Annotated in this window: 23 protein-coding genes; 16 read left to right on the top strand and 7 right to left on the bottom strand. The window is 74.5% G+C overall.

What is annotated here, in order from left to right:
* Positions 1-81: 81 nt before the first annotated feature.
* From AC0680_RS17385 to AC0680_RS17375, 3 genes are read left to right on the top strand one after another with little or no spacing between them, the layout of a single operon-like run.
* Entirely contained in the window at positions 82-585 is a 504-nt protein-coding gene (locus tag AC0680_RS17385) for a hypothetical protein (RefSeq protein WP_478629252.1), read from the top strand.
* Between the two features lie 43 nt (positions 586-628).
* Positions 629-1381 (top strand): futalosine hydrolase, encoded by a 753-nt coding sequence (locus tag AC0680_RS17380; RefSeq protein ID WP_478629310.1) that lies wholly within the window; start codon positions 629-631, stop codon positions 1379-1381.
* Between the two features lie 12 nt (positions 1382-1393).
* Complete coding sequence (locus tag AC0680_RS17375; RefSeq protein ID WP_478629250.1) at positions 1394-2245, top strand: 1,4-dihydroxy-6-naphthoate synthase; 852 nt, start codon at positions 1394-1396, stop codon at positions 2243-2245.
* Between the two features lie 26 nt (positions 2246-2271).
* Here the strand turns inward: AC0680_RS17375 and AC0680_RS17370 are convergent, their stop codons facing one another.
* A complete protein-coding gene (locus AC0680_RS17370) occupies positions 2272-2655 on the bottom strand; it encodes a cold-shock protein (RefSeq protein WP_069572471.1) in 384 nt (127 codons plus the stop codon).
* Positions 2656-2848: 193 nt separating this feature from the next.
* Between AC0680_RS17370 and AC0680_RS17365 the strand changes: the two genes are divergently transcribed.
* A complete protein-coding gene (locus tag AC0680_RS17365) occupies positions 2849-3118 on the top strand; it encodes a hypothetical protein (RefSeq protein ID WP_384425059.1) in 270 nt (89 codons plus the stop codon).
* Here AC0680_RS17365 and AC0680_RS17360 read toward each other — a convergent pair.
* Positions 3064-3720 (bottom strand): HAD family hydrolase, encoded by a 657-nt coding sequence (locus tag AC0680_RS17360; protein WP_478629248.1) that lies wholly within the window; start codon positions 3718-3720, stop codon positions 3064-3066. The two genes, AC0680_RS17365 and AC0680_RS17360, sit on opposite strands and share 55 nt — an antisense overlap.
* Positions 3721-3823: 103 nt before the next feature.
* Between AC0680_RS17360 and AC0680_RS17355 the strand changes: the two genes are divergently transcribed.
* From AC0680_RS17355 to AC0680_RS17335, 5 genes are all read left to right on the top strand, one after another.
* Complete coding sequence (locus AC0680_RS17355; protein ID WP_478629246.1) at positions 3824-4837, top strand: FecCD family ABC transporter permease; 1014 nt, start codon at positions 3824-3826, stop codon at positions 4835-4837.
* A gap of 41 nt (positions 4838-4878) precedes the next feature.
* A complete protein-coding gene (locus tag AC0680_RS17350) occupies positions 4879-6063 on the top strand; it encodes a FecCD family ABC transporter permease (RefSeq protein WP_478629243.1) in 1185 nt (394 codons plus the stop codon).
* A 71-nt stretch (positions 6064-6134) separates the two neighbouring features.
* Entirely contained in the window at positions 6135-6950 is an 816-nt protein-coding gene (locus tag AC0680_RS17345; protein ID WP_478629308.1) for an ABC transporter ATP-binding protein, read from the top strand.
* 102 nt (positions 6951-7052) lie between these two features.
* Positions 7053-8111: an ABC transporter substrate-binding protein gene (locus tag AC0680_RS17340; protein WP_478629241.1), complete on the top strand. Its 1059-nt coding sequence runs from the start codon at positions 7053-7055 to the stop codon at positions 8109-8111.
* A gap of 133 nt (positions 8112-8244) precedes the next feature.
* Positions 8245-10113, top strand: coding sequence for a trypsin-like serine peptidase (locus AC0680_RS17335; RefSeq protein ID WP_478629239.1), 1869 nt, complete (start codon positions 8245-8247; stop codon positions 10111-10113).
* Positions 10114-10244: 131 nt separating this feature from the next.
* On the opposite strand, the gene AC0680_RS17330 is transcribed toward AC0680_RS17335, so the two are convergent.
* The gene (locus tag AC0680_RS17330) at positions 10245-11525 is read right to left on the bottom strand and encodes a hypothetical protein (RefSeq protein ID WP_478629238.1); all 1281 of its coding nucleotides are present in this window, start codon (positions 11523-11525) and stop codon (positions 10245-10247) included.
* A gap of 211 nt (positions 11526-11736) precedes the next feature.
* On the opposite strand from AC0680_RS17330, the gene AC0680_RS17325 reads away from it, so the two are divergent.
* From AC0680_RS17325 to AC0680_RS17315, 3 genes are all read left to right on the top strand, one after another.
* Complete coding sequence (locus AC0680_RS17325) at positions 11737-14262, top strand: helicase-associated domain-containing protein (RefSeq protein WP_478629237.1); 2526 nt, start codon at positions 11737-11739, stop codon at positions 14260-14262.
* Positions 14263-14579: 317 nt separating this feature from the next.
* Complete coding sequence (locus AC0680_RS17320) at positions 14580-14876, top strand: helix-turn-helix domain-containing protein (RefSeq protein WP_478629234.1); 297 nt, start codon at positions 14580-14582, stop codon at positions 14874-14876.
* Positions 14877-15345: 469 nt separating this feature from the next.
* Positions 15346-16995 carry a DNA repair helicase XPB gene (locus AC0680_RS17315; protein WP_384491524.1) on the top strand — a complete coding sequence of 550 codons (1650 nt, stop codon included), beginning with the start codon at positions 15346-15348 and terminating at the stop codon, positions 16993-16995.
* 371 nt (positions 16996-17366) lie between these two features.
* Here AC0680_RS17315 and AC0680_RS17310 read toward each other — a convergent pair whose 3' ends face one another.
* Both AC0680_RS17310 and AC0680_RS17305 read right to left on the bottom strand, forming a co-directional pair.
* Positions 17367-18674 (bottom strand): glycosyltransferase 87 family protein, encoded by a 1308-nt coding sequence (locus AC0680_RS17310; protein ID WP_478629231.1) that lies wholly within the window; start codon positions 18672-18674, stop codon positions 17367-17369.
* Positions 18675-18973: 299 nt separating this feature from the next.
* Positions 18974-19186 carry a hypothetical protein gene (locus tag AC0680_RS17305; RefSeq protein ID WP_478629229.1) on the bottom strand — a complete coding sequence of 71 codons (213 nt, stop codon included), beginning with the start codon at positions 19184-19186 and terminating at the stop codon, positions 18974-18976.
* A 293-nt stretch (positions 19187-19479) separates the two neighbouring features.
* On the opposite strand from AC0680_RS17305, the gene AC0680_RS17300 reads away from it, so the two are divergent.
* Positions 19480-21576 carry a HelD family protein gene (locus AC0680_RS17300; RefSeq protein ID WP_478629227.1) on the top strand — a complete coding sequence of 699 codons (2097 nt, stop codon included), beginning with the start codon at positions 19480-19482 and terminating at the stop codon, positions 21574-21576.
* Positions 21577-21604: 28 nt separating this feature from the next.
* Here the strand turns inward: AC0680_RS17300 and AC0680_RS17295 are convergent, their stop codons facing one another.
* Positions 21605-21976, bottom strand: coding sequence for an ArsR/SmtB family transcription factor (locus AC0680_RS17295; RefSeq protein ID WP_478629225.1), 372 nt, complete (start codon positions 21974-21976; stop codon positions 21605-21607).
* A 210-nt stretch (positions 21977-22186) separates the two neighbouring features.
* Between AC0680_RS17295 and AC0680_RS17290 the strand changes: the two genes are divergently transcribed.
* Positions 22187-23443 (top strand): MFS transporter, encoded by a 1257-nt coding sequence (locus AC0680_RS17290; RefSeq protein WP_478629223.1) that lies wholly within the window; start codon positions 22187-22189, stop codon positions 23441-23443.
* Between the two features lie 34 nt (positions 23444-23477).
* Here the strand turns inward: AC0680_RS17290 and AC0680_RS17285 are convergent, their stop codons facing one another.
* Positions 23478-24206, bottom strand: coding sequence for a copper homeostasis protein CutC (locus tag AC0680_RS17285; protein WP_478629222.1), 729 nt, complete (start codon positions 24204-24206; stop codon positions 23478-23480).
* Between the two features lie 126 nt (positions 24207-24332).
* Between AC0680_RS17285 and AC0680_RS17280 the strand changes: the two genes are divergently transcribed.
* A complete protein-coding gene (locus AC0680_RS17280) occupies positions 24333-25034 on the top strand; it encodes an HD domain-containing protein (protein WP_478629220.1) in 702 nt (233 codons plus the stop codon).
* Positions 25035-25100: 66 nt separating this feature from the next.
* Complete coding sequence (locus AC0680_RS17275; protein ID WP_478629219.1) at positions 25101-26354, top strand: Cmx/CmrA family chloramphenicol efflux MFS transporter; 1254 nt, start codon at positions 25101-25103, stop codon at positions 26352-26354.
* Positions 26355-26580 lie beyond the last annotated feature (226 nt).

Genomic DNA, 26580 nt, shown 5'->3' with positions numbered 1-26580 from the left:
CGGGGGCACGGCTTCGCACCGGCCGCGCGGCACGCCGCACCCGCGCGTGGCGTGAGCTGGGGCGCCCGATAGCCTGCCCGTATGACCGCTGCGTTGATCTCCTGGGGCAAGGGCCGCCGCGCCGCTGCCGCCATCGGTGCCGTGTCCCTGGGTCTTGTCACCCTCTCCGCCTGCGAGAAGCCGACCGCGCTCGCGACCGTGACCGTCGGTTCGTCGACGGTGACGGCCGAGGCCACGCCCGGCTGCGACGGCGACGGCAAGGACCTGTCCCGGAAGGCCGTGGCCGCCTGCCTCACCAAGAAGGGCGGCAAGACGATCACCGTGCACCCCGGTGAGCAGGTGCGCGTCGGCGTCGACCCGGAGGTCGCCAAGTCCGGGTGGGTCGTCTTCGGCGCGGGCCCCGTCATGCGCGAGCCCAGCAAGCAGACGTACCGCAGCTTCGACGCGGACACCCTCTTCATGCAGCAGAACCCGCAGACCGGCCAGACGTCCTACACCAAGGACGTCACCCTCCAGGTCGCCGAGATCGGCACCGGCCAGGGCCCCAAGACGATGTGGCACTTCACGCTGAAGCAGAAGGACTGAGCGCGCTGAGCGCGCGGCGGCCGCACAGGGTGCGGGCTTCGTGATGCGGGTCCTGGTCGTCACGGCGGTGGCGGCCGAGCGCGATGCGGTCCGCGCCGGCAGCGGCGGGGCCGACGGCCCGGGCGAGGCGGAGCCCTGGTCGCTGCCCGGCGGTTACGAGGTGCGGCGCGTGGCCGGGCCGGCGGTGACGCTCGATGTGCTGGCCGCCGGTGTCGGCCCGGCCGCCGCGGCCGCCGGCACGGCCACCGCGCTGACCGCCGCCGCGCTCGCCGGCACGCCGTACGACCTGGTGGTCTCGGCGGGGATCGGCGGGGGGTTCCCCACCGCCGGCGTCCCCCTGGGGTCGGTGGTCGTCGCCGACGCGATCGTCGCCGCCGACCTGGGTGCCCAGACCCCCGACGGCTTCGTACCGGTCACCGAACTCGGCTTCGGCACGGTGGCGCACCGCCCCGACAAGGCGCTGGCCGACGCCGTGGCGAAGGCGTCCGGCGGGGCCGTCGGCACCGTCGTCACCGTCTCCACGGTCACCGGCAGCGCGGCCCGCGCCGCGGAGCTGGCACGGCGTCACCCCGGCGTACTGGCCGAGGCGATGGAGGGCTTCGGCGTCGCCGAGGCGGCCGCCGCGCACGGCGTGGCGGTGCTGGAGCTGCGCACCGTCTCCAACGCCGTCGGCCCCCGCGACCGCGCCGCCTGGCGCATCGGCGCCGCGCTCGCCGCCCTGACCGGCGCCTTTCGTACGTTCCCCGAAGCCCTGGCCGCCGCCCACGGGCCGGCCGGGGAACCACACCGTCCCTAGCAGGAGGACACCGTGACCCGGCCGCTGCACATCGCGTACTCGCCGTGCCCGAACGACACCTTCGTCTTCGACGCCCTGGCGCACGGCCGCGTCCCGCACGCGCCGGACCTCAAGGTCACCTTCGCCGACATCGACCTCACCAACGGCATGGCCGAGCGCGGCGAGTTCGACGTGCTGAAGGTGTCGTACGCGGTGCTGCCGTGGGTGCTCGAGGAGTACGCGCTGCTGCCCTGCGGCGGGGCGCTGGGCCGTGGCTGCGGGCCGCTGGTGCTGGCCAGGCAGCAGGGCACGGCCGCGGACCTGGCGGGCCGGACGATCGCGGTGCCCAGCGAGCGGTCCACCGCGTATCTGCTGTTCCGGCTGTGGGCGGCGGCCGAGGTGCCGGGCGGCGTCGGCGAGATCGTGGTGCTGCCGTTCCACGAGATCATGCCGGCGGTCCGGGACGGCAAGGTCGACGCGGGCCTGGTCATCCACGAGGCCCGCTTCACGTACCAGAACTACGGCCTGGTCTGCCTTGCGGACATGGGCGAGCACTGGGAGCACACCACCGGCCTGCCGATCCCGCTCGGCGCGATCATCGCCAAGCGGTCGCTGGGCGAGCGGACGCTGCGCGACCTCGCGGCCGCCGTCCGCACCTCCGTGCTGATGGCCTGGGACGACCCGGAGGCCTCCCGTCCCTACGTCCTGGAGCACGCCCAGGAGATGGACCCGAAGGTCGCCGACCAGCACATCGGGCTGTACGTCAACGAGTTCACCGCCGACCTCGGCGAGGACGGCTATGCCGCGGTGCGCGGGCTGCTCACCCGCGCCGCGGCCGAGGGGCTCGTGCCGCCCCTCGGCCGCGATGCGCTGCGCTTCGTGTGAGGCAAGTCGTCCTTGGCGGGCCCGCTTCAGACGTCCAGCTGGTCGGCGACCGCGCGCAGCATGCCGGCGATCTTCGAGCCGTGCGCCTTGTCGGGGTAGCGGCCGCGCTCCAGCTGCTGGGTGACGTTCTCCAGCAGCGTGGTGAGGTCCTGCACGATCGAGGCGAGTTCGTCGGGCTTGCGGCGCTGGGCCGCGGCTACCGAGGGGGCGGGGTCGAGGAGTGTCACGGTCAGCGCCTGGTCGCCGCGCTGGCCCGCGACGACGCCGAATTCGACGCGCTGGCCAGGCTTGAGCGCGGCCACGCCGTCGGGCAGCACCGACGAGTGCACGAAGACGTCACCGCCGTCATCGCGGGAGAGAAAGCCGAAGCCCTTCTCGCTGTTGAACCACTTGACCTTGCCGGTAGGCACGTCTGTCCTCGTCCTCGTACTCGTTGGAAAAAACTGGGCCGCATCCACCGCGAAGCAGCGGCGGAATCGGGTCTGGATAGCAATGCAGCGGGCCGCAGGACCCGCCACCACCAAGGCTAATGGTCCCCGGGCCGGTGACAAGACGCCGCCGGGTGGATCCTCAGCGCTTCTGGCCCGGACTTACCCTGGTCAGGTGTCTGACGAAACTCCCCAGGCCGGGGATCTGCTGGTCCGAATCGGCGCGATCATGTTCCTAGTTGGCGCAGCGGCCACTCTCGCCACGGTGACGCCGCTGTTCCTCGGGACCCACCCGCTGCCGTCCGCCTTCTACTGGGTGTGCATGCTGATGGGCCTCGGCTTCCTGATCGCCGCGACCGGAGTGGTCCGCTCCGCCGCCGCCCAGCGCCGTCAGGCCGAGGCGGCCTCCGAGGGATCCGCCCCTTCTGCCCCTTCCGCGACGTAGCGATCCAGCCACGCCGGGAACTGGGTGAGGTCGTCGAGCAGCACATCGGCGCCGGCCGCCAGCAGCTCGCCGCCCTCGCACGGCCCGGTGGCCACGGCGACCGACAGCGCGCCCGCGGCGTGCGCGCCCCGGACGTCACCGGTGTGGTCGCCGACGTAGATCCGCGCACCGTGCTCCCGCAGCGCCTCGGCCTTGGCCTCCGCCCACAGCGAGCCGATGACGGCGTCCGGTTCGATCCCCAGGTGCGCCAGGTGCAGCTTGGCGTTCGGCTCGAACTTGGCGGTCACCACGATCGTCCGGCCGCCCGCCGCCGCGACCGCGGCGAGGGCCTCCCGGGCGCCGGGCATGGCCGGCGACGACGCGATCGCGTACTGCGGATACAGCGAGCGGTACAGGTCGCTGATCTCCGCGACCCGCTCCTGGGGGAACCAGCGGCGGATCTCCTGCTCCAGCGGCGGCCCCAGCCGGGTCACCGCGGCCTCGGCGTCGACGAAGGTGCCGGTCCTGGCGGACAGCTCCTGGTAGACGGCCTTGATTCCGGGGCGGGAGTCGATCAGCGTCATATCGAGGTCGAAGCCGACCGTCAGGGGGTACGCAGCCATGCCAGCCATTGTGCAGGCGACCGCGAGCGGACCGGCGGCCAGGCCGTACTCTTAGCCCTGCCTTACCTAACTTCCGGCCATCTCTCCGCAAAGTGACCTGCCTATGACGCCCCGGACGCCCGGCCGCCGCCTCGGCCTCGTGGCGGCGGCGCTGCTCGCCCTGCTGCTGGCGGTGGTTCTCTCGCTGGCCGTCGGCAGCCGCCCGTTCGCCCCGTCCGAGGTGCTGGGCGCCCTCGTCCACGGCGGGGACGGCGATGCCGCGCAGGTGGTCCGGTACCTGCGGCTGCCGCGCACGCTGATCGGCGTGCTGGTCGGCGCCGCGCTGGCGATGGCCGGCACGGTCATGCAGGGCATCACCCGCAATCCGATCGCCGACCCCGGCATCCTCGGCATCAGCCAGGGCGCCTCGGCCGCCGTGGTGATCGCCATCGCCTTCGCCGGGGTCCACAGCCTGACCGGCTATGTCGCCTTCGCCTTCGCCGGCGCCGGGATCGCCGCCGTCGTCGTCTACGCCGTCGCCACCCGCGGCCGAGACCTCGGGGGAGCCACCCCGGTCAAGCTCGCGCTGTCCGGGGCCGCCATCAACGCCCTGCTGGTGTCGGTGACGATGGCGATCCTGACGACCAGGGCCGCCGCCCTGGACGAGTTCCGGTTCTGGCAGGTCGGCTCGCTCACCGGCCGGGACATCGAGGTGGCCGCACAGATCTGGCCGTTTTTGCTGGCGGGTGCGGTGCTCGTGCTGTGCGTCGCGCGCGGCCTGGACGCGCTGGCGCTCGGCGAGGACGTCGCGCGGGGCCTGGGGCAGAACGTCGCCGCCGTACGGATCGTGGGCGGGCTGGGCGCGACGGTGCTGACCGGCGCGGGCGTCGCCGCGGCCGGCCCGATCGCCTTCGTGGGCCTGGCCGTCCCGCACCTCGCCCGCGCGATGGTGGGCGGCGGCCACCGCTGGGTACTGCCGATGGCCGCGCTGCTCGGCCCGGTCGTCGTCCTGGTCTCCGACACCGTCGGCCGGGTCCTGTTCCCGCCGTCGGAGGTCCCGGCGGGTGTGATGACCGCGCTGATCGGGGTGCCGTTCCTGGTTGCTCTGGTGAGGCGAAGGGCAGTCGTGGCGGCATGACGGACGCCGAGAGGCCGATGGGGACGCCGCTCCGGAGCGGCATGACCGACGCCGAGAGGTCGCCGGGGACACCGCTCCCCGGCGGCACGGCCGAGATCGCGGGCACCGCCGCTCCCGGCCGCCGTGCCGCGCTGCGGCCGGCCGGGTACGCGCTGGTACGGGCCGGGCGCGGCTCGTTCCTGCTGCACCGCCGCGCGGCCGTGACCGCGGCCGTGCTGACCGTCCTGCTGGCGCTGGCGTGCGTGGGCTACCTCTGCGTCGGCGAGCGCTTCGTGGCCCCGTCCGAGGTCGTCGACGTCCTCCTCGGCCGCCCGTCCGCCCAGGAGGTGGTCGTCGGCACCCTGCGGCTGCCGCGGTTGACCGTCGGCCTGATGGTCGGCGCGGCCTTCGGGATCGCCGGCGCGCTGATCCAGACGGTGGCCCGCAACCCGCTCGCCAGCCCCGACATCATCGGCATCAGCCAGGGCGCGAGCGCGCTGACGGTCGGTGCGATGACCTTCGGCGTCACCTCGTACGCCGCCCTGCCGTACCTGTCCGTCGCCGGCGGCGTCCTGGCCGCCGCACTGGTCTACCTCTTCGCCTGGCGCGGCGGCCTGCACGCCACCCGCTTCGTGCTGATCGGCATCGGCTGCGCGGTCGCGCTCCGCTCCGTCACCCATCTGTTCCTGACCAAGGGCGACTACCTCGTCGCCCAGCAGGCCCAGGTGTGGATGACCGGGTCGCTCAACGGGCGCGGCTGGGCCGAGGCGGCGCCGCTGGGCTGGGCGCTGCTGGTGCTGCTGCCGGGCGTGCTGTGGGCGGCCCGCGCCCAGCGGACCGTGTCGCTGGACGACGGCACCGCGACGGCGCTGGGCGTCCGGCTGGGCCGCACCCGGCTCGGCCTGGTCGCGGTCGGCGTGGTCCTGGCCTCGCTGGCGACCGGGGCGGCCGGCCCCGTGGACTTCGTGGCGCTGCTGGCCCCCCAGATCGCCCGCCGGCTGACGCGCGGCGCCCAGATACCGCTGCTGTGCTCGGCTCTCCTGGGTGCCCTCATCGTCGTCGTGGGCGATCTGCTCGCCCGCAAGCTCCTCGCGCCGACGGAGCTGCCGGTGGGTGTGCTGACCGCCGCCGTCGGCGCCCCGTATCTGATCTGGCTCATCGTCAGGGGGCTGGGGGTCCCCCCGCGCGAGCGAAGCCGAGCGTGGGGGAAGGCCCGTGGCCGGGCCGCGGCAGGAGGAACGGCGTGAGCGGGACCGGGCAGACGGGCGGGCGGGGCGAGGGCGTCGCGACCGGCGAGCGGGACGGGGGCGGCGACGGCATGGGACCGGGCGCGGTGAGCCGGCTGACGGCCCGTGCGCTCACCCTCGCCTACGAGGACCGCATCGTCGTCGACGGCCTGGACCTGGACGTGCCGCCCGGCGCGGTCACCGTCGTCGTCGGCCCCAACGCCTGCGGCAAGTCGACGCTGCTGCGCGCCCTCGGACGGCTGCTGCGGCCCCGTCACGGCGCGGTCCTCCTGGACGGCACGGACCTCGCACGCCTCCCCACCAAGAAGATCGCCCAGTCCCTCGGGCTGCTGCCGCAGACCCCCGTCGCCCCCGAGGCGATCACCGTCGCCGATCTGGTCGCCCGCGGCCGCCAGCCGCATCAGCGCTGGTGGCAGCAGTGGTCGGCGGACGACGAGCGTGCGGTCGGCGAGGCCATGGCGCGGACGGACGTGGCGCAACTGGCCGACCGCCCGGTGGACGAACTCTCCGGCGGCCAGCGCCAGCGCGTCTGGATCGCCATGGCCCTGGCCCAGGAGACCGATCTGCTGCTCCTCGACGAGCCGACGACGTACCTGGACATCGCCCACCAGGTCGAGGTGCTGGACCTGGTACGGCAGCTGAACCACGACCGCGGCCGCACCGTCGTCGCCGTGCTCCACGACCTCAACCAGGCCGCCCGTTACGCCGACCACCTGGTGGCGATGAAGGGCGGCCGGATCGTCGCCCAGGGCCGGCCCGGCGAGATCGTCACCGCCGAACTGGTCCGCGAGGTCTTCGGGCTGGAGTCGGTGGTCGTACCGGATCCGGTGACCGCCTCGCCGCTGGTCGTCCCCGGTCGCCCCTGGCAGCCGCCCCGCCAGGAGTAGCGGCCCGCCGGGAGCAGCCGGCGGCGCCCGTCCCCTCCGCGCCGCCGCCCCTCGCCACCCCCCTCCCCGCTCTGTCCTCCCTCCGAGCCGAAAGGACATGTCATGTTCCGTTCCACCGCCGCGCGCCGCGCCGCCGCCGTCGCCCCCACCGGCGTCCTCGCCGCCACCGGCGTGCTCGTGGCCTCCCTCGCCCTGGCCGGCTGCGGTTCCGGCCACGACGCGTCCTCCGGCTCCTCGGGTTCCTTCAAGGCCGCCGACTGCCCCAAGCAGCCGGCCACGGCCTGGGCCGAGCCGGCCACCGGCGGCGGCACCCACCCGGTGCGGACGGCCATGGGCCAGGTGCGGGTGCCGAACTCCCCGAAGCGGGTGGTCGTCCTGGACACCGCCGAGCTGGACTCCGCGATCACCCTGGGCGTCAAGCCGGTCGGCGCCACCCGCTCCGACGTGGCCTCGGGCTTCCTCGACTACCTCGCCAAGGACCAGGTCGCCGGCATCGAGGACGTCGGCAAGATCGGCGCCCCGAACCTGGAGGCGGTCGCCGCCCTCAAGCCCGATCTGATCCTGACCAGCAAGGTCCGCGACGGCCAGCGCTACGCCCAGCTGACGAAGATCGCGCCGACCGTGATGACCGAGACCACCGGCTACCCCTGGAAGCAGAACTTCGCCACGCACGCCGACGCGCTGGGCAGGATCCCCCAGGCGCGGCGCGCGGTCGCCGCGTACGAGGCACACGCCGAGCGCGTCACCAAGGCGCTCGGCGGCCCGGCGGCGGCCCACCGGCTCCGCACCAACATCGTCCGCTTCGTCGAGGGCGCCGACACCCGCATCTACGGCTGCCGGAGCTACATCGGCACCGTCCTCGCCGACATCGGCACCGGCCCGACCGACGTCGTCGACGGCTCCAAGGACGGCCTGATGGTCGAGGTCAGCCCCGAGCAGGTCAACAAGGCCGACGCCGACGCCGTCTTCTACGCCTCCTACGGCACCCCGGAGAAGTCCAAGGAGGCCCAGATCACCACCGGCGGCCTGTGGAAGCACATGCGGGCCGTCACCGGCGGCCGGTCCTTCCGCGTCGACGACCAGCTCTGGATCCAGGGCATCGGCTACACGGCCGCCGGCAAGATCCTGGACGAGGTGCAGCAGCGGCTGGTCAAGGAGTAGACGGGAGCAAGGCGGCACCCGGCCCTACCCGGGTGCGGGCGCCGCCGGGGCACACGGCAAGATCGAGCAGGCCGGCCGAGCCGGAACTGCACTGTCCGGTGGCCCGGCTGACGAGCCGTCAATGGAAGACCTGATGAGACACATACGTTTGACCAGACCCGCGCTGTGGACGTGCGCCCTCACCGTGGCCGTCTGCGCCGCGGTCGCCGGCGGCACCACGGCGACGGCGACCACGGCCCCTTCCCCGGGGCCCTCGCCCTCCCCTTCCGCCGGCTCCTCCGCCCGGCCGGAGGAGCGGTCCAAGGGCGTGAGCGACGCCGACGTCCGGCCGGCCCGGGAGGCGGAGCGCTACTGGACCCCGGAGCGGATCCGTGCGGCCGTCCCGGTGGACGACGCCGCGAGCGCGCCGGCCGCCCCCGGGGAGCGCCAGAAGCGCTCGCTGCGGGTGCCGAGCGCCCCGGTGGGGCAGGGCGTCGCCACCGTCGGCGTCTTCCTCATCCGCGCCGGCGACGGATCGGCGACCGCCGACCAGTTCTGCACCGCCAACTCCGTGACCTCCCCCACGAAGAGCCTGGTCATCACGGCCGCGCACTGCCTCAAGGGCGACAAGCCGTACCGCAGTGTCGCCTTCGTCCCCGGCTACCGCACCGGTGCGACGAAGCCGGGCCGGCCCGGTGAGACGCCGTACGGGATCTTCCCGATGCTTCCGGGGAAGGTCTGGATCGACGGACGCTACCTGCAGTCGAAGCCCGACGACGACGTGGACTTCGCGCTGCTGCGCGTCGGCCCGAACGCGCAGGGACAGCTGCTGGAGGACGCGACCGGCCGCGGCAACGAGCTCACCGCCGTTCCCGCCTCGCAGCTCGCGCGCGACAACGTGACCGTCGTCGGCTACCCCGGTGGCCAGAAGACACCGCTGCAGTGCACCAACAGCACCAAGGCCTTCCAGGGCCGGTTCCTGGAGATCGAGTGCGCCGGGTTCCGGTCGGGCGTCAGCGGGGGCCCGTTCCTGACGGACTTCGACGGCCGGCGCGGCAGGCTCATCGGCGCGATCGGCGGCTACCAGACCGGCGGGCGCTACGACCACATCTCCTACAGCTCGCAGTTCGACGAGGACGTCTTCCGGCTCTACCGCCAGGCGGTCGACGGGGCGCAGCCGGACGCCCCCAGCCCCCTGGGGGACGCCACGACCTGGCAGCACACCAAGGTGATGGCCGGCGGCCGCTTCCACAGCTCCTCGGTGCGCAACGGCAACAGCGACCTGATCGTGGGCCGGTCCGACGGCGAGGTGACGCTGTACCCCGGCGACGGCGCGTACGGGTTCGGCAAGGGCATCCGGCTGGCGGCCGCCGGCTCCACCTTCCGGCACGCCGCGTCCATGACGGCGGGCGACTTCACCGGCTCCGGCACCTTCGACCTCGTCGTCCGGTGGTCGGACGGGGAAGTGACGCTCTACAAGGACGTCGACGAGACCACCAAGTTCGGCAACGAGATCCGGCTGCGCCCGCGCGGCAGCTTCTGGACCCGGGCGCACGGCATCGCCGCGGGCCGCTTCGGCGGCGGCAACCAGCGCGCCGACGACCTCCTCGTGCGCTGGTCCGACGGCCATGTGAGCGTCTACACCAATGTCGACGACAAGGGCCTGCACGCCGAGAAGCGGCTCGCCGGCCCCAACAAGACCTGGACCTACGCCCGGGACATCGCCGCCGGCGACTTCGCCACCGCGCCGGCCGGTCAGGACCTCTTCGTCCGCTGGGCCGACGGGGAGGTGTCGGTCTTCGAGGACGCCGCCGCAACGCAGCTGAAGAAGGAGCGGCGGCTGCGGGCGCCGAAGTCCCCGTGGCGCGACGTCGTCATGGCGGCCGTCGGGGCCTTCGGCGGCGACGGCCGGGCCGACGACGTCGTGGCCCGCTGGCCGGACGGAAAGCTCACCCTCAACCCCGACTCCAGCACCCGGTCCCTGGGCCGGGAGCGCACGCTGATCCCCAAGCCGGGCAGCTGAACGGGGCGGCGGGCGGGCGCCCACCCGGTGCCCGCCCGCCGTACGCCGGTCCCGGGCCGCCCCGCCCGTACGCCGTTCCCGGACCGCCTCGCCCTACGCTCCGCCGCGCCGCGCCGCCGGCACGGCGGTCCTCAGCGCGCCGCCCGTCGCATCCGCCACACCAGGAACAGTGCCGAGGCGACGGCCGCCGTCCGCGCCATGGCCGGCAGCCCGGCGAGGAGTTCCGGTCCCAGGTGGCCCCGGGCGATCGGGTCGCCCCAGCGGCCGTCGAAGCGGCCCCACAGCCACACCACCAGTCCGGCGGCGACCAGACCCGGCAGGCCGAGCGCCGCGAACCTGGCCTCGGCGGGCGTCAGCCGCCGGGACAGGTAGGCCAGCGCCCAGCCGCCCGCCAGCGCGAGCCACGATCCCAGGACCGCGCCGGCCACCAGCAGGAGTACGGCCAGCGTCGGCACGGGGCTGAGCCAGGCCCGCAAGGGGACCGGCCCGCCGGCCGCCGCCTGATCTCCTCCGGTCTCGTCGGCCGCGGTCTGCGCACCGGACGCCGCGCCGCGCCTCCGGGCGAGCGCGCGGCGCAGCAGCCCGGGCAGCGGGCGCCTCCCGTCCGGCGCGGCCTCCTCGTCGGCGCTCCGCGGCCGGTCGCCGCCGGACCCGGCTGTGCCGCCCTTCTTCAGCGACAGCGGGCCGCCGTCCCCCTCACCGTCGTCGCCGTCGTCGTCGCCGTCGGCGCCGCGCTTCGGCCGGTCCCATATCTCGGGGATCTCGATCCCGCCGACGAAGCCGGGCACGGTCTCGCCCGGGCCGAACGGCGCCGGCTCCACGCGCCACCAGTCGGGCGCGTCCTCCGCGTCGCCCAGCTCGTCCGCACCGGCGAGGTGCGGGGGCAGACCGGCGGTCGGCGCGGCGGACATGGCGGACGGGGAGGACGTGCCGGTCGCGGACGGGTCCGCCGCGCCGTCGCGCGGGGAGGGCAGCGGGCCACCGGCCGTGGGCGCCTTGCCCGTCAGCCCGCCGCGCGCGGCCAGATCACTGAGCCTGCCGCGCGCGCCGGACCACAGCCGGGACGCACCGGCGGGCCGCGGCGGCTCAGCGGGCCGCGGGCCGATCGGCACGGCGGGCCCGTCCGGTGCGGGGCCGCCTCCCGGTGCCTGCCGCGGGCCCGTGCCGCCCCCGAACGCCCCCGGCGGCCGGTCGTCCGCACCCTGCGCCGCCGCGACCACCGCCTCCGGCGTCCCCAGGCGCGCCAGCAGGCGCCGGACGCCGGAGGTCGAACCACTCTGCTGGCTGTCTATCTCGGCCCTGAGCCCGCTCACCAGGCGCATCCGTGTGGCGCTGGACAGGCCCCGCTGCTGGGCCAGGTCGCCCACCCGGCTCAGGTAGTCAAAGACGAGCTGATCGCTCTCGATCCCCACGAAATCCCCTGCGGCGTCCGCTGGTTGCTGCCTCGACGGTACCCCGTCGGCCGGCTGCGGGACCGGAGGGCGGGTGCGCCGCGCACGCGCGCCGCGGGGAAGACCGAGTGCGCCGCGCACGGGTGCCGCACCGCAGGCCGGGTGCGCCGCGCACCGGCGCCGTACCGCCGCCGACTGCCCCCGCATCCCCGGCCCCGCTAACGTAGGACGAATGACCGACACGCCGCGCACCCTGGCCGAGGAGCTCCGGACCCGCACCGACAGCGGGCTCATCGGGCTGCTGCGGGCGCGGCCCGACCTGCTCAATCCGGTGCCGGGCGATGTCACCCAGCTGGCGACCCGGGCCGGGACGCGGGCGTCGGTGGTCCGCGCGGTGGAGCGGCTCGACCGGTTCGCGCTGCAGACCGCCGAGGCGCTGGCGGTGGCGCCCGACCCCTGTCCGTACGGCACGCTGGGCGCGCTGATGGGCGGGGACGCCGGGGACGAGGCGGTCGCGGCCGAGCTGCCCCGGGCGGTGGCCGAGCTGCGCGCGCAGGCGCTGGTGTGGGGGCCGGACGACCGGCTGCGGCTGGTGCGTACGGCACGTGAACTGCTCACGCCGAGCCCCGCGCACCCCTCACCGACCGGCCTGGGCCCGACCGTCGCCGAGGCCACGGCCGGGATGTCGCCGGGCCGGCTCCAGGAGATCATCGCCGCGGCCGGCCTGCCCACCACCCACGATCCGGTCTCCGCGGTGGCCGCGCTCACCTCGCTCTTCTGCGACCGCGCCGGTATGGCGGCGCTGCTGGACACCGCGCCCACCGAGTCCGTCGCCGTCCTCGACAAACTGCTGTGGGGCCCTCCCTACGGCGGTGTCACCGACCGGCCGGCCCCCCATCTGCAGTGGCTGCTCGACCGGGGCCTGCTGATCCCGGCGGGCGGCCGCAACGTCGTCCTGCCCAGGGAGGCGGCCCTGCATCTGCGCGGCGGACGCGCGCACCGCGCCCCGGAGCCGGTGCCGCCCGCGCTGACTCCGACGACGGAGCGCGATCCACAGCTTGTGGACAGCGCCGCCGCGAGCCAGGCGTTCACGGCGCTGGCGACCGTCGAGGAGCTGCTCAAGGAGTGGGACCTGGGCGGACCGCCCGTCCTGCGCGCCGGGGGCCTGAGCGTGCGCGACCTCAAGCGGACCGCCGTCGCCCTGGACACCACCGAGCAGCTCGCCGCCTTCTGGCTCGAACTCGCCTACGCGGCCGGACTGATCGCCTCCGACGGCGAGGCCGACGAGCGGTACGCGGCGACCCCGGCGGCCGAGGAGTGGCTGGAGCTGCCCGATCACGAGCGCTGGGCGGTGCTGGCGGCCGGCTGGCTGCCGGCGACCCGCACCCCGGGCGTGGTCGGCACCGCCGACGCCAAGGGCCGGGCGCTCGCCGCCCTCGGCCCGAACCTGGACCGCTCCGCGGCGCCCGAGGTCCGCCGCCGCGCGCTCGGGCTCCTGGCCGGCCTGCCGGCGGGCACCTCCGCACCGGCGACGGCGGTGCTGTCCCGGCTGCGGTGGGAGCGTCCGCTGCGCGGCGCGGGAGCCGCGCCGGCCCAGGACGCGGCGGCCGCGTCCGCCGAAGACTCCCCCGCCGCGCCCTCCCCCGGAGACGACCTCCGCACCCGCCTGGCCCAATGGGCGCTGTCCGAGGCCGAGTTGCTCGGCGTGACGGGACGGGGCGCACTCGCCACCCACGGGCGGGCCCTGATCGGCGCCGCGGGCGGCGACCCCCAGGACGCGGCCGTCCCGCCCTCCCCCGCCGAGACCGGCGCCGCCGCGTCCCGCGCCGCGGCCCTCCTCGCCCCCCTCCTGCCCGAACCGCTCGACCACGTCCTGCTGCAGGCGGACCTGACCGCCGTCGCCCCGGGGCCGCTGCGCCGCCCGCTCGCCGAGGCGCTCGGCGTACTGGCCGACATCGAGTCCAAGGGCGGCGCGACGGTCTACCGCTTCACGCCCGGCTCGGTGCGCCGCGCCCTGGACGCCGGCCGCTCCGCCGCCGAACTCCAGGAGTTCCTGCACGCCCACTCCCGCACGCCGGTCCCCCAGCCGCTCGCCTACCTCATCGACGATGTGGCCCGCAGGCACGGCCAGTTGCGGATCGGCGCGGCCGCCGCGTACGTGCGCTGCGACGACGACGCGCTGCTGTCCGAGATCCTCGCCGACCGCCGCGCCGCCCCGCTGCGCCTGCGCCGCCTCGCCCCGACCGTGCTCGCCGCCCAGACCGCCCCCGACCAACTCCTGGACGGGCTGCGGGCGATGGGCTACGCGCCGGCCGCCGAGTCCGCGGCCGGCGACGTCCTGATCGCCCGCGCCGACTCCTACCGCACCGCACCGCGCAGCGCCCCCGCCCCGGTCCCCGACGGCCCGCCGTCCCCCGACCACACCCTCCTCGAAGCGGCGGTACGCGCCATCCGCGCCGGCGATCTGGCCGCCACCGCGGAACGCAAGCCGGTACGCGCACCGGCCCCGGCCCCCGGCGCCCTCCCCCGCACCACGTCCGCCGAGACCCTCGCCACCATGCAGGCCGCGGTGCTGACCAACTCGGCCCTGTGGATCGGCTACGTCAACGCCGACGGCGCCGCCAGCCAGCGGGTGATCGCCCCCGTACGGGTGGAGGGCGGCTTCGTGACGGCCTACGACCACACCTCCGACGAGGTCCGCACGTATCCGCTGCACCGGATCACGGGCGTGGCGGAGCTGGCGGACGACGCGGTCTGACAGCCGGCCGGCGGCACCGACCGGAGGCCACCGCACCGCACACACCCGAACGGATGAATATGCCAGAGGCATATTCATCCGCCTCGTTCTCCTTGCCGCACGGGCCTGTTGAACGCCCGAGCCGCCGGATCCGCGCAGGCCGGAGCGGCCCTCGGCCAGGGCCGGCGGCGCGAAGTGGAAGGGGAGCGCAAGGCGCGGCGCCCGACCGTCCGCCCTCCTCGCCCCTGCGGCGGCGACAGGGGACTTCACCACGATCTGCCAGGCTCGGGCGCAGACCCAGGCCCAGGCTCAGACATCGCAAAGACCCGGGGGGACGCATGACGGGACCAACCAGCTCGGACCGGGAGGCGGGACGGGCACTGGCCGAACTGCTCAGGAAATGGTGGGAGTCATCGGCCCGCGACGGCCGCCCCAAGCCCACCCAGCAGTCCCTCGCCGGGCGGCTGGGCATCGACCAGACCACCCTCTCCCGCTACCTCAACCCCCGACACCCCTCCACCGCCCCCCTCAAGACCGTCGAACTGCTCCACGCGGTCCTGCGCGCGCCGGACGCCGACCTCACCCGGTCCCGGGCCTTGGCCGGCGCGGCGGCGGCCACGCCGGCCGGGCGCTGACGGGCGGCGGCACGATCGACCTGGTACGGGCGCCGACCGGATCCCTCGCCCGAACGTCACACCGGACCGTCCGGATGCGGCCCCGGCAGGAGATCACGTACGCCTCCCCGCACACCCGCACTCACCGCCGGCACGCGCAGCCGTCCCCTCCGCTCTCCCACGCACCCGAGGATCTGTGAGGTAGCTCTCAGTCCGACGGGCCGCGCAAGATCGCGTCAGCTGCCGGGGCCCCCGCGCCCGGCGGTCCTCGCCCGCGCGCCGCGCGCGGCAGCGCACGGGCGGCCGCTGCCGCTTCGCGGGCGAGCGCCTTCCCCGGTCCGCCGCGATGGGCGAGGATGGATGGCTGCGCGTATGCCCGGCGCGCCGGCCGGGACGCCCTTCCGGCACCAGGTCCGGGGCGGAGCCCGGGCCGGAATGGACGCCCGGGGTGTTTCACTTGTCACCAGGCGACCTATCCGTGGAGGTATGTGTGTCCTGCCTGATCGTCCAGAGCGACAAGACGCTGCTCCTGGAGGTGGACCATGAGCTGGCCGACGCCTGCCGGCGGGCCATCGCGCCGTTCGCGGAGCTGGAGCGGGCACCGGAGCACATCCATACGTACCGGGTGACGCCGCTGGGGCTGTGGAACGCGCGGGCCGCCGGGCACGACGCCGAGCAGGTCGTGGACGCGCTGGTGCAGTTCTCGCGGTATCCGGTGCCGCATGCCCTGCTCGTCGACATCGCGGAGACGATGTCGCGCTACGGGCGGCTGACGCTGGTCAAACACCCGGCTCACGGGCTGGTGCTGACCACCACCGACCGCCCGGTGCTGGAGGAGATCCTGCGGTCGAAGAAGGTGCAGCCGCTGGTGGGGGCGCGGATCGACCCGGACAGCGTGGTGGTGCACCCCTCCGAGCGCGGGCAGATCAAGCAGACGCTGCTCAAGCTCGGCTGGCCGGCCGAGGACCTGGCCGGCTACGTCGACGGTGAGGCGCATCCGATCGAGCTGCGCGAGGACGGCTGGGCGCTGCGGCCGTATCAGCAGCACGCCGTCGAGGGCTTCTGGCACGGTGGCTCGGGCGTGGTCGTCCTGCCGTGCGGCGCGGGCAAGACGCTGGTGGGCGCCGGTGCGATGGCGCAGGCGAAGGCCACCACGCTGATCCTGGTGACGAACACCGTCTCGGCCCGGCAGTGGAAGCACGAGCTGGTCAAGCGGACCTCGCTGACCGAGGACGAGATCGGCGAGTACAGCGGGACCCGGAAGGAGATCCGGCCGGTCACCATCGCGACGTACCAGGTGCTGACCACGAAGCGGAAGGGCGTCTACCCGCATCTGGAGCTGTTCGACTCCCGCGACTGGGGCCTGATCGTCTACGACGAGGTGCACCTGCTGCCCGCGCCGGTCTTCAAGTTCACCGCCGACCTCCAGGCGCGGCGGCGGCTGGGCCTGACCGCGACGCTCGTACGGGAGGACGGCCGGGAGTCGGATGTCTTCTCGCTCATCGGGCCGAAGCGGTTCGACGCGCCGTGGAAGGAGATCGAGGCGCAGGGCTATATCGCCCCGGCCGACTGCGTCGAGGTGCGGGTCAATCTGACCGAGTCGGAGCGGCTGGCGTATGCGACCGCCGAGACCGAGGAGAAGTACCGCTTCTGTGCGACCACCGCCAGCAAGCAGTTCGTGACCGAGTCCCTGGTCCGCCGGCACCAGGGCGAGCAGACCCTGGTCATCGGGCAGTACATCGACCAGCTGGACGAGCTGGGCGAGCATCTGGACGCGCCCGTGATCAAGGGCGAGACCACCAACGCGCAGCGCGAGAAGCTCTTCGACGCGTTCCGGGAGGGCGAGATCTCGGTGCTCGTCGTCTCGAAGGTCGCGAACTTCTCCATCGACCTTCCCGAGGCGACGGTGGCGATCCAGGTGTCGGGCACCTTCGGCTCACGCCAGGAGGAGGCCCAGCGGCTGGGCCGGGTGCTGCGCCCCAAGGCGGACGGGCACGAGGCGCGGTTCTACTCGGTCGTCGCACGCGACACCATCGACCAGGACTTCGCGGCGCACCGCCAGCGCTTCCTGGCCGAGCAGGGGTACGCGTACCGGATCGTCGACGCGGACGAGCTGCTGGCGGCCGACGAGGACGTGTGACGGGGGTGTAGGGGGGCGCCTCCGCACGGGGGGGGCCGCCTCCGCACGAGGCCGCCGTACGCGGAGTGCGCCGTACGCGGGGTGCGCCGGGAGTGCGCCGAACGCGGAGTGCGCCGAACGCGGAGTGCGCCGTACGGGCGTATACCTGCATGGGCGGTGCGACGGCCCGGGACGCGGACGGTGCGACGGCCCGGGCAACGGCCGGATGCGACGCCCCGCGCTGATCGAAATAAAGCCCCGCCCCGCCACGTTGTGGCTCCGCAGGGGGCTCGCGCATCCCCTACGGGATCTGTTCCCCCGCCCCCTAGATGCCGCCCCCAGTACCCCCGTAGGCACCACCCGTAGGTACCACCCGCCGGATCACAGCCGGATCACCGCCGGGTACGGGCCGGAAGTTCCTGGCCGCTCCCGGCGGTCCTCGGCACGGGGATGCCGCCGCCGCGGGCACCCGGGGTGCCGGCCGCGTCGGCCGGCTGCCGTGTCCACCAGACCACGGTCGCCAGCAGCGCGAGGCCCAGCAGCGGGTACGGGGCCGCCAGCGGCTGGTGCCACCAGGGCAGGCGCAGGTCGAGGTCGCCGGTGTGCGGCACGATCCACATCGTGCGGACGGTGAAGGCGAGCGTGACGGCGGCCAGCAGCGCACGGCGCGGGCGGCTGCGCCGGGTGTGGGCGGCGAGCGCGATGAGCAGGGGCACGCACCAGACCCAGTGGTGGGACCAGCTGATCGGCGACACCAGCAGCGCCGTGACGGACGTGCACAGCACGCCCCAGGCGTCGAGGCCGCGCCGCCGGTGGACGCGGCGGGCCACCGCGAGCCCGGCCACCGCCGTCAGCACCGCCGGCACCGCCCACAGCGGGCCCGGCTCGGGATCGTGCAGAACGCGGCTGATCAGCCCCTGGAGCGACTGGTTGTCGACGATCCACACCTTGCCGACCCGCCCGGTCTCGAACATCCGCCGCGTCCAGAACTCGATGCTGGCGTCGGGCAGCACCAGCCAGCCCAGCAGCGCCGAGAGCAGGAAGCCGGCAAGGGCGGTGCAGGCGGCCTTCACCCGGCCGGTGATCAGGAGGTAGACGGCGAAGATCGCGGGGGTGAGCTTGATGCCCGCCGCGAGGCCGGTGGCGAAGCCCTTGAGGCGCGCGCCGTCCGGGCGGGAGAGGTCCCACAGCACCAGGCAGGCCAGGGCGAGGTTGACCTGGCCGAAGACGAAGGTCTGGAAGACGGGCTCCAGCCAGAGGCCCAGTGCGGTGACGGTCAGGAGGGCGGGCGCGCTCTGCGCGGCCTTGCGCAGGCCGGCGGCCTTGCAGGAGAGGTGGATCAGCAGGGCGAGCAGCACCGCGTTGACGACCACGGCTGCGATCTTGAGGGTGCTGAGGGAGAGCCAGGTCGTGGGGATGAAGAGGAGGGCGGCGAAGGGCGGGTAGGTGGCGGGGAGATCCCACTGGGTGACCGTGAAGCCGTAGAGATCACCGCCGGTCGCGGCGGCCTCCCCCTCGGCGCGGTAGACGGCGATGTCGGACATCGGCATCGGCTGGACCTGGTAGAGCACCCACAGTCCGGCGAGTGACGCCACGAGCAGCGCGGCCGCGGGTATCAGCCGGCGGGGGCTCGTGGTGCTCAGGGCCCAGGTCCGTCTCCAGGTGTGTCTCCACGTCCGTGTCCCGTCGGCGGCAGACACCCTTTGACCCCCTCGTCGTCGCCCTGAGCGCGCGCTCTGTCGCCCTGAGCGCGCCCTGCGGCGACGCTAGTGGATCGAGGCCGACCTTCTGTAACGGTTTCCGGTCATCTGGGTGGCCGGGCGGAGTCGGCCCGGAGTCGGCCCCATGGACGGGTCGATATGAAGTCGGCTTGGTACGCGAGCTGCACGGCGCCGGCCTCGTACACGAGGCAGCTCGCGGTCGGGTCGATACGCCGTCGGCTCCGTGCACGACGGCGCGCCGGGCGTCCCCGGCACACGGGGCGGCGGCCGGGGCGGGGTCAGTCGTCCGCGTACTCGCCCAGGACGGCGACGCTGAAGGCCGCCGCGGCGAAGACCTTGATCGCGCGGAGGGCGTTGCCGACGAGATGGCGATGCCCGTGGACATCCGCCGCGCCGGCGGCGGAACCGGTGCCGAGGGCTGTCGCGCCTCTGGCGGGGTGGAGTGCGGTGGGTGGTGGGACGGCGGCTGGTGGAATCGCTGCGCTGCTCATGCCTCCATGATGGGATTCACCCGATTGCAGCACATCGGTCCATAGGCCCATCCCGCACGGGTTCTCCGTCAGCCTCCAGGCCCATCCCACCCCCTACGGCAGACCGACGTCCGTCGGGGTTGTCCCCCACGGGTACGGCCGCCGCGCTACCGGAGAAAATCCGTTGGCGCCGTCCGCGGAGGCTGAACTACACTCCCGCGTCTGCCTGCCTCCCGCCGAGGAGTGCCGCCGTCCGGTCGGAAACCGGCCGGCTCTTCGCTTCACGCCGCTGACCCGCCCCCGGAGGCAACGCCGTGCCCTCGCACGCCCCCCGATCCTCACCCCAAGACCCCCTGCAGCGCGAAAAGGACCACCTCGCCGCCTCTCGGGACGCGCTGCGCGCCATGCGCGAGGACGCCGAGGCGCTCAACATCGCCGACGTCACCGCGAACTGGGTCAACGCCGAGGTGCTCCAGGGGGAGATCGACGCCCGTATCAAGGCGCTCGCCGACCTCTCCCACACCCCGCTGTTCTTCGGCCGCCTGGACTACCTCCACGCACCGGGCCTCGACCTCGCCGAGGGCGCCGCGGGGGAGAACTTCTACATCGGCCGGCGGCACGTCCACGACGCCGACGGCGACCCGATGGTCATCGACTGGCGCGCCCCCGTCTCCCAGCCGTTCTACCGGGCCTCCAAGAAGGACCCGATGGACCTGGAGCTGCGCCGCCGATTCGGTTACACCGGCGGCGAGTTGACCGCGTACGAGGACGAGCACCTCACCGACCCGCAGGAGGCGGCCCGAACCAGCCGGCTCCTGCAGTCGGAGATCGAGCGTCCGCGCGTCGGTCCGATGCGGGACATCGTCGCCACGATCCAGCCCGAGCAGGACGAGATCGTGCGCGCCGGCATCGGCGGCTCGGTCTGCGTCCAGGGAGCGCCGGGCACCGGTAAGACCGCCGTCGGCCTGCACCGTGTCGCCTACCTGCTGTACGCGCACCGCGAGCGGCTGGCCCGCTCCGGCACCCTCGTCATCGGCCCCAACCGCTCCTTCCTGCACTACATCGAGCAGGTCCTGCCGGCGCTGGGCGAGCTGGAGGTCGCGCAGGCCACGGTCGACGACCTGGTGGGGCATGTGGAGGTGCGCACCGCCGACGAGGCGGCCGCCGCGACGATCAAGGGCGACGCGCGGATGGCCGAGGTCCTGCGGCGGGCCCTGCGTTCGCACATCACGATGCCCGAGGAGCCCTGCGTGGTCGTCCGCGGCTCCCGCCGCTGGCGCGTACCGGCGTACGAACTCGAAGAGATCGTGCGGGAGTTGACGGAGCGTGACATCCGCTACGGCGCGGCCCGCGAGGCGTTGCCCCAGCGGATCGCGCACGCCGTCCTGGTCCGTATGGAGCAGGCCGGCGAGGCCCCGGACGACCGGGTGCAGGACGCGGTGGCCCGCAACGCCGCCGTGAAGGCCACGGTCAAGGCGGTCTGGCCGCCGGTCGATCCGGCGAAGCTGGTGCTGCGGCTGCTGGGTGACGCGGAGTTCCTCGCCGAGCAGGCCGAGGGGATCCTCTCGCCCGAGGAGCAGAAGACCATCCTGTGGACCAAGCCGGCCCGCAGCGTGAAGGGCGCCCGGTGGTCCGCCGCGGACGCGGTGCTGATCGACGAGGCGACGGATCTGATCACGCGCACCCACTCGCTCGGCCATGTCGTCCTGGACGAGGCGCAGGACCTCTCCCCCATGCAGTACCGCGCGGTCGGCCGCCGCTGCACGACGGGCTCGGCGACCGTCCTCGGCGACATCGCCCAGGGGACCACCCCGTGGGCCACCGACACCTGGGAGGAGGCCCTGTTCCATCTGGGCAAGCCCGGCGCGGCCGTCGAGGAGCTCACCCAGGGCTTCCGCGTACCGCGCGAGGTGATCGGGTACGCGTCCCGGCTGCTGCCCGCCATCGCCCCCGACCTGACGGAGGCCACCTCGATCCGCGAGTCTGCGGGCGACTTCGAGATCCGCCGGGTCCAGCCGGCGGACCTGGTCGTAGCGACCCTCGCGGCCTGCGAGGACGCCCTGACCAAGGAGGGCTCGGTCGGCCTGATCGCCGCGGAGGCGCGTATCCCGCCGCTCCGCGCGGCCCTGGAGGCGGCGGGGGTGACGTGTCTGTCCCCCGGCCAGGAGACCTCGGCCGCCGCCCGGCTGACGCTGGTGCCCGCCACGCTCGCCAAGGGCCTGGAGTACGACTACGTGGTGCTGGACGAGCCGGCCGCGATCGTCGACGGCGAACCGGACGAGCGGACCGGCCTGCGCCGCCTGTACGTGTGCCTGACCCGGGCGGTGTCCGGCCTGACGGTGGTCCACGCCGCCCCGCTTCCGGAGCGACTGGCCGACGGCGAAGCGGCGTCGGGCACGCCTCGGGGCTGACCCCTGGGCCTCGGGGCGCGCCCGAGGCCTAGGGAATGGTCACACCCTGGATCTCTTCCCCCTGGAGGGACGTCAGCAGTCCCTCCAGGAAGCCGGGGAACCGCGCGTCGAGGTCGGCCCGGCGCAGCTGCACATAGCGCTTGCGCCCCACCACCCGCGTACTGGTCAGTCCGGCCTCGCGCATGATCCGCATGTGGTGCGAGACGGTCGACTTGTGCAGGTGCGCGAGCCCGAGCCGCTCCGACGAGCAGTCGTACTGCCGCCCGCTCGCGTAGATCCGCAGCAGATGCAGCCGCGTCGGGTCCCCGAGCGCGTGCAGCACCTTCACCAGCTGGATGTCGGCGGCCTCCGGCTGCTCCAGCAGCGTGCCCTCGCCGTCGCCCGCATCGACGTCACTCACCACGGCGCCGCGCCTTCCTTCCGCCACTTCTCCGGTCCCATCCGGCCTCGGCTCCACCCGGTCCCCGTCCGACCGGGCCTCACCCGGCCCACTCTATTTCCCGATCCGTTGCCCAAAGTTGTTTGACATCCATCCAACAGTCTCTATTGTTTGACGCACATCAAACTTACCCGCCCGCCTGCTCCGTCACCCGTACCGGGAAGGACACCCGTGCGTCTGCGTCTGCTCCTGCTCGCCCTCGGCACCTTCGCCGTCGGCACCGACTCCATGGTGACCGCCGGCATCCTCGGCCTCGTCGCTCACGACCTGGACATCTCCGTCCCGGCGGCCGGCCAGATGGTCACCGTCTTCGCGCTGTCCTACGCCGTGCTCGCCCCGGTCCTGGCGACCGCCGCCGCCCGGTGGCCGCGCCGCCGGGTGCTGCTGACCGCGCTCACCGTCTTCACCCTCGCCAACGCGCTCAGCGCCCTCGCGCCCAACTACCCGGTCCTGCTCGCCACCCGGGTGCTCGCCGCGGCCGGCGCCGCGCTCTACACCCCGACCGCGAACGCCGTCGCCACCACCCTGGTGCCGCCGGAGCGCCGCGGCCGCGCGCTGGCCACCGTCCTCGGCGGCATGACCGTGGCCACCGCGCTCGGCGTCCCGCTGGGCACCTACCTGGGCCGTACGGACTGGCGGCTGACCATGTGGCTGGTGGTCGCCCTGGGCGCGGCGGCGTTCCTCGGCCTCGCCCTCCTGCTGCGCGGCCTCCCGGCCCCGACCGCGGCCCCCGACCTGCGCACCCGCCTCGCCCCGCTGCGCAACCGCCGCGTCCTGGGGGCCGCGTCCACCACCCTGGTGTTCTTCCTCGCCCTCAACGTGGTCTACATCTACCTCGGCGTGGCGGTGAACTCCGCCACCGGCGGCGACGCGGGCCGGCTCAGCCTGATCATGCTGGTCGCCGGCGTCGCCTCGGTCGCCGGCAACTGGCTGGGCGGCCGGGCCGTCGACCGGCTGGGCACCCGCGCGGTGCTGCTGAGCGGCGGCGGCGCGGCCGCGGCGGCCTTCCTCGCGCTGCCCTGGCTCTCCGGCACGATGCCCGGCGCGCTGCTGTACTCCGCCGTCTCCCCGCTCGCCGGCTGGGCCGTCGCCGTCGCGCTGCCGCACCGCCTGGCCTCCATCGACCCGCCCAACGCGCCGCTGCTGATCTCCCTCAACAGCAGCGCCCTCTACCTGGGCATAGCCGCCGCGGGCGGCGTCGGCAGCCTCGCCCTCACCGTCCTCGGCGCCCGCTGGTTCCCGCTCGCCTCGACGGCGCTGACCCTGGCCGTAGTGGCCCTGTCGGCCATCACCACGCGACGGTCGGCGGACGGGACGGACGGGGGCGACGACCCACGGGCCGCGACGGTCCAGGGCACCTCCGCCGACGGCGCCACCGCCACCCCGCAAAGCGACACCGCCGCCGTCCAGGTCGCCGGCCACAGCTGACCCGTAAGGCAGGCACTGCCCCCAGGGGCGCGCCCTAGAGGCCGCCGCCCGGCACCACCACCCGGTCCAGCGTCTCCCGCCACCGCCGCACCGCCGCCGCGTCCACCGGCGCGGACCAGCCGGCGGGCCGGGCGGCGCCCCCGATGTGGAACGCGTCCAGGCCGGCCGCCCGCAGCGCCGGCAGATGGCCGAGCCCGAGCCCGCCGCCGACCAGGATCCGCGGCGCGTACCCGGGCTCGCCCGCCGCCGTACGCGCCTGCTCCGCCAGCAGCACCGGCAGCCCCGTCCCGACACCGCCGGCGTCACCGGCCGTCAGATACGTGTCGAGGCCGGCGGCACCCGCCGTGCCCGCCAGCTCCTTGCGCAGCGCGTCCCGGTCGGCGGCCCGGTCGATGGCCCGGTGGAAGGTCCAGCGGCAGCCGTCGACGACCTCGGCCAGCGCCGCCACCGCGTCGAGATCCACCCGCCCGTCCGGTGTGAGGAACCCCAGGACGAACTCCCGCGCGCCCTCGGCCCGCAGCGCCGCCGCCCGCTCGCACAGCGCCCGAAGGTCACCGGCCGCGAACCCGTCGGCGGCCCGCAGCATCACCCGCAGCGGGATGTCGACGGCCGCCCGGACCGCCGCGAAGGTGGCCAGGGAGGGCGTGAGCCCGTCGGCCGCCATGTCGGCGACGAGTTCCAGCCGGTCGGCACCGCCGGCCTGGGCGGCGACCGCGTCCTCCGGCCCGAGGGCGATCACCTCCAGGAGCGCGCGCTTGCTCATATGACCCCATTCCTTCGATGACGGCGCGGCGGGCGGGCCCGGCGCCGGGGAAGCCCACACAGGACAACAGGTCTAGTCCAATATCCCAGCGTACGGCCTGACCGGCGCTCCGGCACAATGATTCCCATGACCCCCGTGCCCCGTACGGCCGACACCACCGCCCTGCTGGAGGAACTGCGCCGGCGCTGGGCCACCACCGTCACCGCGGCCCGCGACGGCCGGAAGTCCGCGGCGCCCGCCGACGCACCCGCCCCGGACCCCGGCCCGTACGCGGACAACCTCCTTGCCCGGTGGAGCGAACCGCAGCGCCATTACCACACCGTCGAGCACCTGGCCGCGGTCCTCAAGCGCATCGACGAACTGGCCTCACACGCCGACGACCTGCCCGTCGTCCAGCTGGCGGCGTGGTTCCACGACGCGGTCTACCGGCCGGACCGCTCCGAGAACGAGGAGCGCAGCGCCGCCCTCGCCGAACGCGCACTGCCCGAACTGGGCATCGGCGCGGCCCGCACCGCGGAGGTCGCCCGCCTGGTGCGGCTCACCACCACCCACGACCCGGCACCCGACGACCCCGACGGCGAGGTGCTGTGCGACGCCGATCTCGCGGTGCTCGGCGGCCCACCCGACACCTACGCGGCCTACGCCGCGGCGGTCCGCGCCGAATACGCCTTCGTGCCCGACCCCGACTTCGCCGCCGGGCGCTCCGCCGTACTGCGCCAACTCCTCGCCCTGCCCGTCCTGTTCCGCACCCCGCAGGGCTACGACCGCTTCGAGCACCTGGCGCGCCGCAACCTGGCCACCGAACTGGACCTCCTGGGCGGCGGGTGAGCGACCTCTCACTTCCCGCCAGCGTGGCCGGGAATGCCCGCCGTCCTATCCGTGTTAGTAGCTGACATGCCAGCACCACCATCCGACCGCGTCCGCCTGCCCATCGCCGTGTACGTCCTCGGCCTGTCCGTCTTCGCGCTCGGCACCTCCGAGTTCATGCTCTCCGGCATCCTCCAGCCGCTCGCCCGCGACCTGGACGTCTCCATCCCGCAGGCCGGACTGCTGGTCTCCGCCTTCGCGATCGGCATGGTGGTCGGCGCCCCGGTGCTCGCCGCGGCCACGCTCCGCCTGCCCCGCCGCACGACACTGATCGCGCTGCTGGCGGTCTTCGGCCTCGGCCAGGTGGCCGGCGCGCTGGCACCGTCCTACGGAATCCTCTTCGCCTCGCGCGTCGTCAGCGCGCTGGCCTGCGCCGGCTTCTGGGCGGTCGGCGCGGCCGTCGCCGTGTCACTGGTGCCGGTGACCGCGCGGGCCCGCGCGATGGCCGTGATGGTCGGCGGTCTGAGCATCGCCAACATCGCCGGCGTCCCGGCCGGCGCGCTCCTGGGCCAGCACGCCGGATGGCGCGCCGCGTTCTGGGCGGTGGCCGTACTCGCCGCGATCGGCCTGGTCGGCGTGGTGGCGCTGGTGCCGCGTACGGCCGTGCCCACCGGCGACGACCGCCCGCAGCTGCGCCGCGAGCTGACCATCTACAAGGACAAGCAGGTGTGGCTGGCGCTGATCGCCACGGCCATGAACGGCGCCGCGGTCTTCGCGCTCTTCTCCTACCTCTCGCCGCTGCTGACCGACACCGCCGGCCTCGCCGAGAGCTGGGTGCCCACGGTGCTCGCCCTCTTCGGCGTCGGCGCGCTGATCGGTACGTTCATCGGCGGCCGGATCGCCGACGCGCATCTGTTCGGCACGCTCTTCGGCGGCATCTCCGCCTCCACCGTCGTACTCGCCGTCCTGGCGCTGACCGCGCACAGCCCCTTCGCCGCCGTCGCGCTCTCCCTGATGCTCGGGGTGACCGCGTTCACCACGGCCCCGGCCCTCAACGCCCGGATGTTCAACGTGGCGAACGCCGCACCGACGCTGGCCGGCGCGACCACCACCGCCGCGTTCAACATCGGCAACACCCTCGGCCCCTGGCTCGGCGGCCTGGCCATCAGCGCGCACTGGGGCTACCCGTCCGTGGCCTGGACCGGCGCGGCACTGGCGGCGGTCGCCGTCATCACCACCGCCCTCGCCTTCCGCCTGCACCGCTCGACCAGCAGCTCCCGGCTCGTCGCCGGATCGCCGAAGGCGGCGGAGCCCCTGCCGGAGGCCGCCGAACAGCGCTGATACGGGCCGGGTCGAACGGCGCCGATACGGGCCAGGTCGAACGGCGCTGACACGAGCCGGGGCGAGCATCGCCGCTGGTCCGGGGCCGCTGGTCGGGGCGGGGCGGCCGGCGCCGATCCGGGCCGGGGGGGGGGGGGCCCCCCGCCCCCCCCCCGCCCCCCCCCCCCCTTTTCCCCCCCCCCCCCTCTGGACCTCCACCCCCGCTGGTCTGAACCCCCCCTCCCCC

This window comes from Streptomyces sp. NPDC043738 (assembly GCF_056436545.1).
The sequence above is the reverse complement of the archived record's forward strand: the minus strand, read 5'-3'. Positions and strand labels throughout refer to the sequence as shown.

What these genes read in the sequence shown, in the direction of transcription:
- AC0680_RS17385 (WP_478629252.1), top strand. Translation starts at nt 82, where the DNA reads ATGACCGCTGCGTTGATCTCCTGGGGCAAGGGCCGCCGCGCCGCTGCC.
- AC0680_RS17380 (WP_478629310.1), top strand. Translation starts at nt 629, where the DNA reads ATGCGGGTCCTGGTCGTCACGGCGGTGGCGGCCGAGCGCGATGCGGTC.
- AC0680_RS17360 (WP_478629248.1), bottom strand. Translation starts at nt 3,720, where the DNA reads ATGGCTGCGTACCCCCTGACGGTCGGCTTCGACCTCGATATGACGCTG.
- AC0680_RS17355 (WP_478629246.1), top strand. Translation starts at nt 3,824, where the DNA reads ATGACGCCCCGGACGCCCGGCCGCCGCCTCGGCCTCGTGGCGGCGGCG.
- AC0680_RS17350 (WP_478629243.1), top strand. Translation starts at nt 4,879, where the DNA reads ATGACCGACGCCGAGAGGTCGCCGGGGACACCGCTCCCCGGCGGCACG.
- AC0680_RS17345 (WP_478629308.1), top strand. Translation starts at nt 6,135, where the DNA reads ATGGGACCGGGCGCGGTGAGCCGGCTGACGGCCCGTGCGCTCACCCTC.
- AC0680_RS17340 (WP_478629241.1), top strand. Translation starts at nt 7,053, where the DNA reads ATGTTCCGTTCCACCGCCGCGCGCCGCGCCGCCGCCGTCGCCCCCACC.
- AC0680_RS17335 (WP_478629239.1), top strand. Translation starts at nt 8,245, where the DNA reads ATGAGACACATACGTTTGACCAGACCCGCGCTGTGGACGTGCGCCCTC.
- AC0680_RS17325 (WP_478629237.1), top strand. Translation starts at nt 11,737, where the DNA reads ATGACCGACACGCCGCGCACCCTGGCCGAGGAGCTCCGGACCCGCACC.
- AC0680_RS17320 (WP_478629234.1), top strand. Translation starts at nt 14,580, where the DNA reads ATGACGGGACCAACCAGCTCGGACCGGGAGGCGGGACGGGCACTGGCC.
- AC0680_RS17305 (WP_478629229.1), bottom strand. Translation starts at nt 19,186, where the DNA reads ATGAGCAGCGCAGCGATTCCACCAGCCGCCGTCCCACCACCCACCGCA.
- AC0680_RS17285 (WP_478629222.1), bottom strand. Translation starts at nt 24,206, where the DNA reads ATGAGCAAGCGCGCGCTCCTGGAGGTGATCGCCCTCGGGCCGGAGGAC.
- AC0680_RS17280 (WP_478629220.1), top strand. Translation starts at nt 24,333, where the DNA reads ATGACCCCCGTGCCCCGTACGGCCGACACCACCGCCCTGCTGGAGGAA.
- AC0680_RS17275 (WP_478629219.1), top strand. Translation starts at nt 25,101, where the DNA reads ATGCCAGCACCACCATCCGACCGCGTCCGCCTGCCCATCGCCGTGTAC.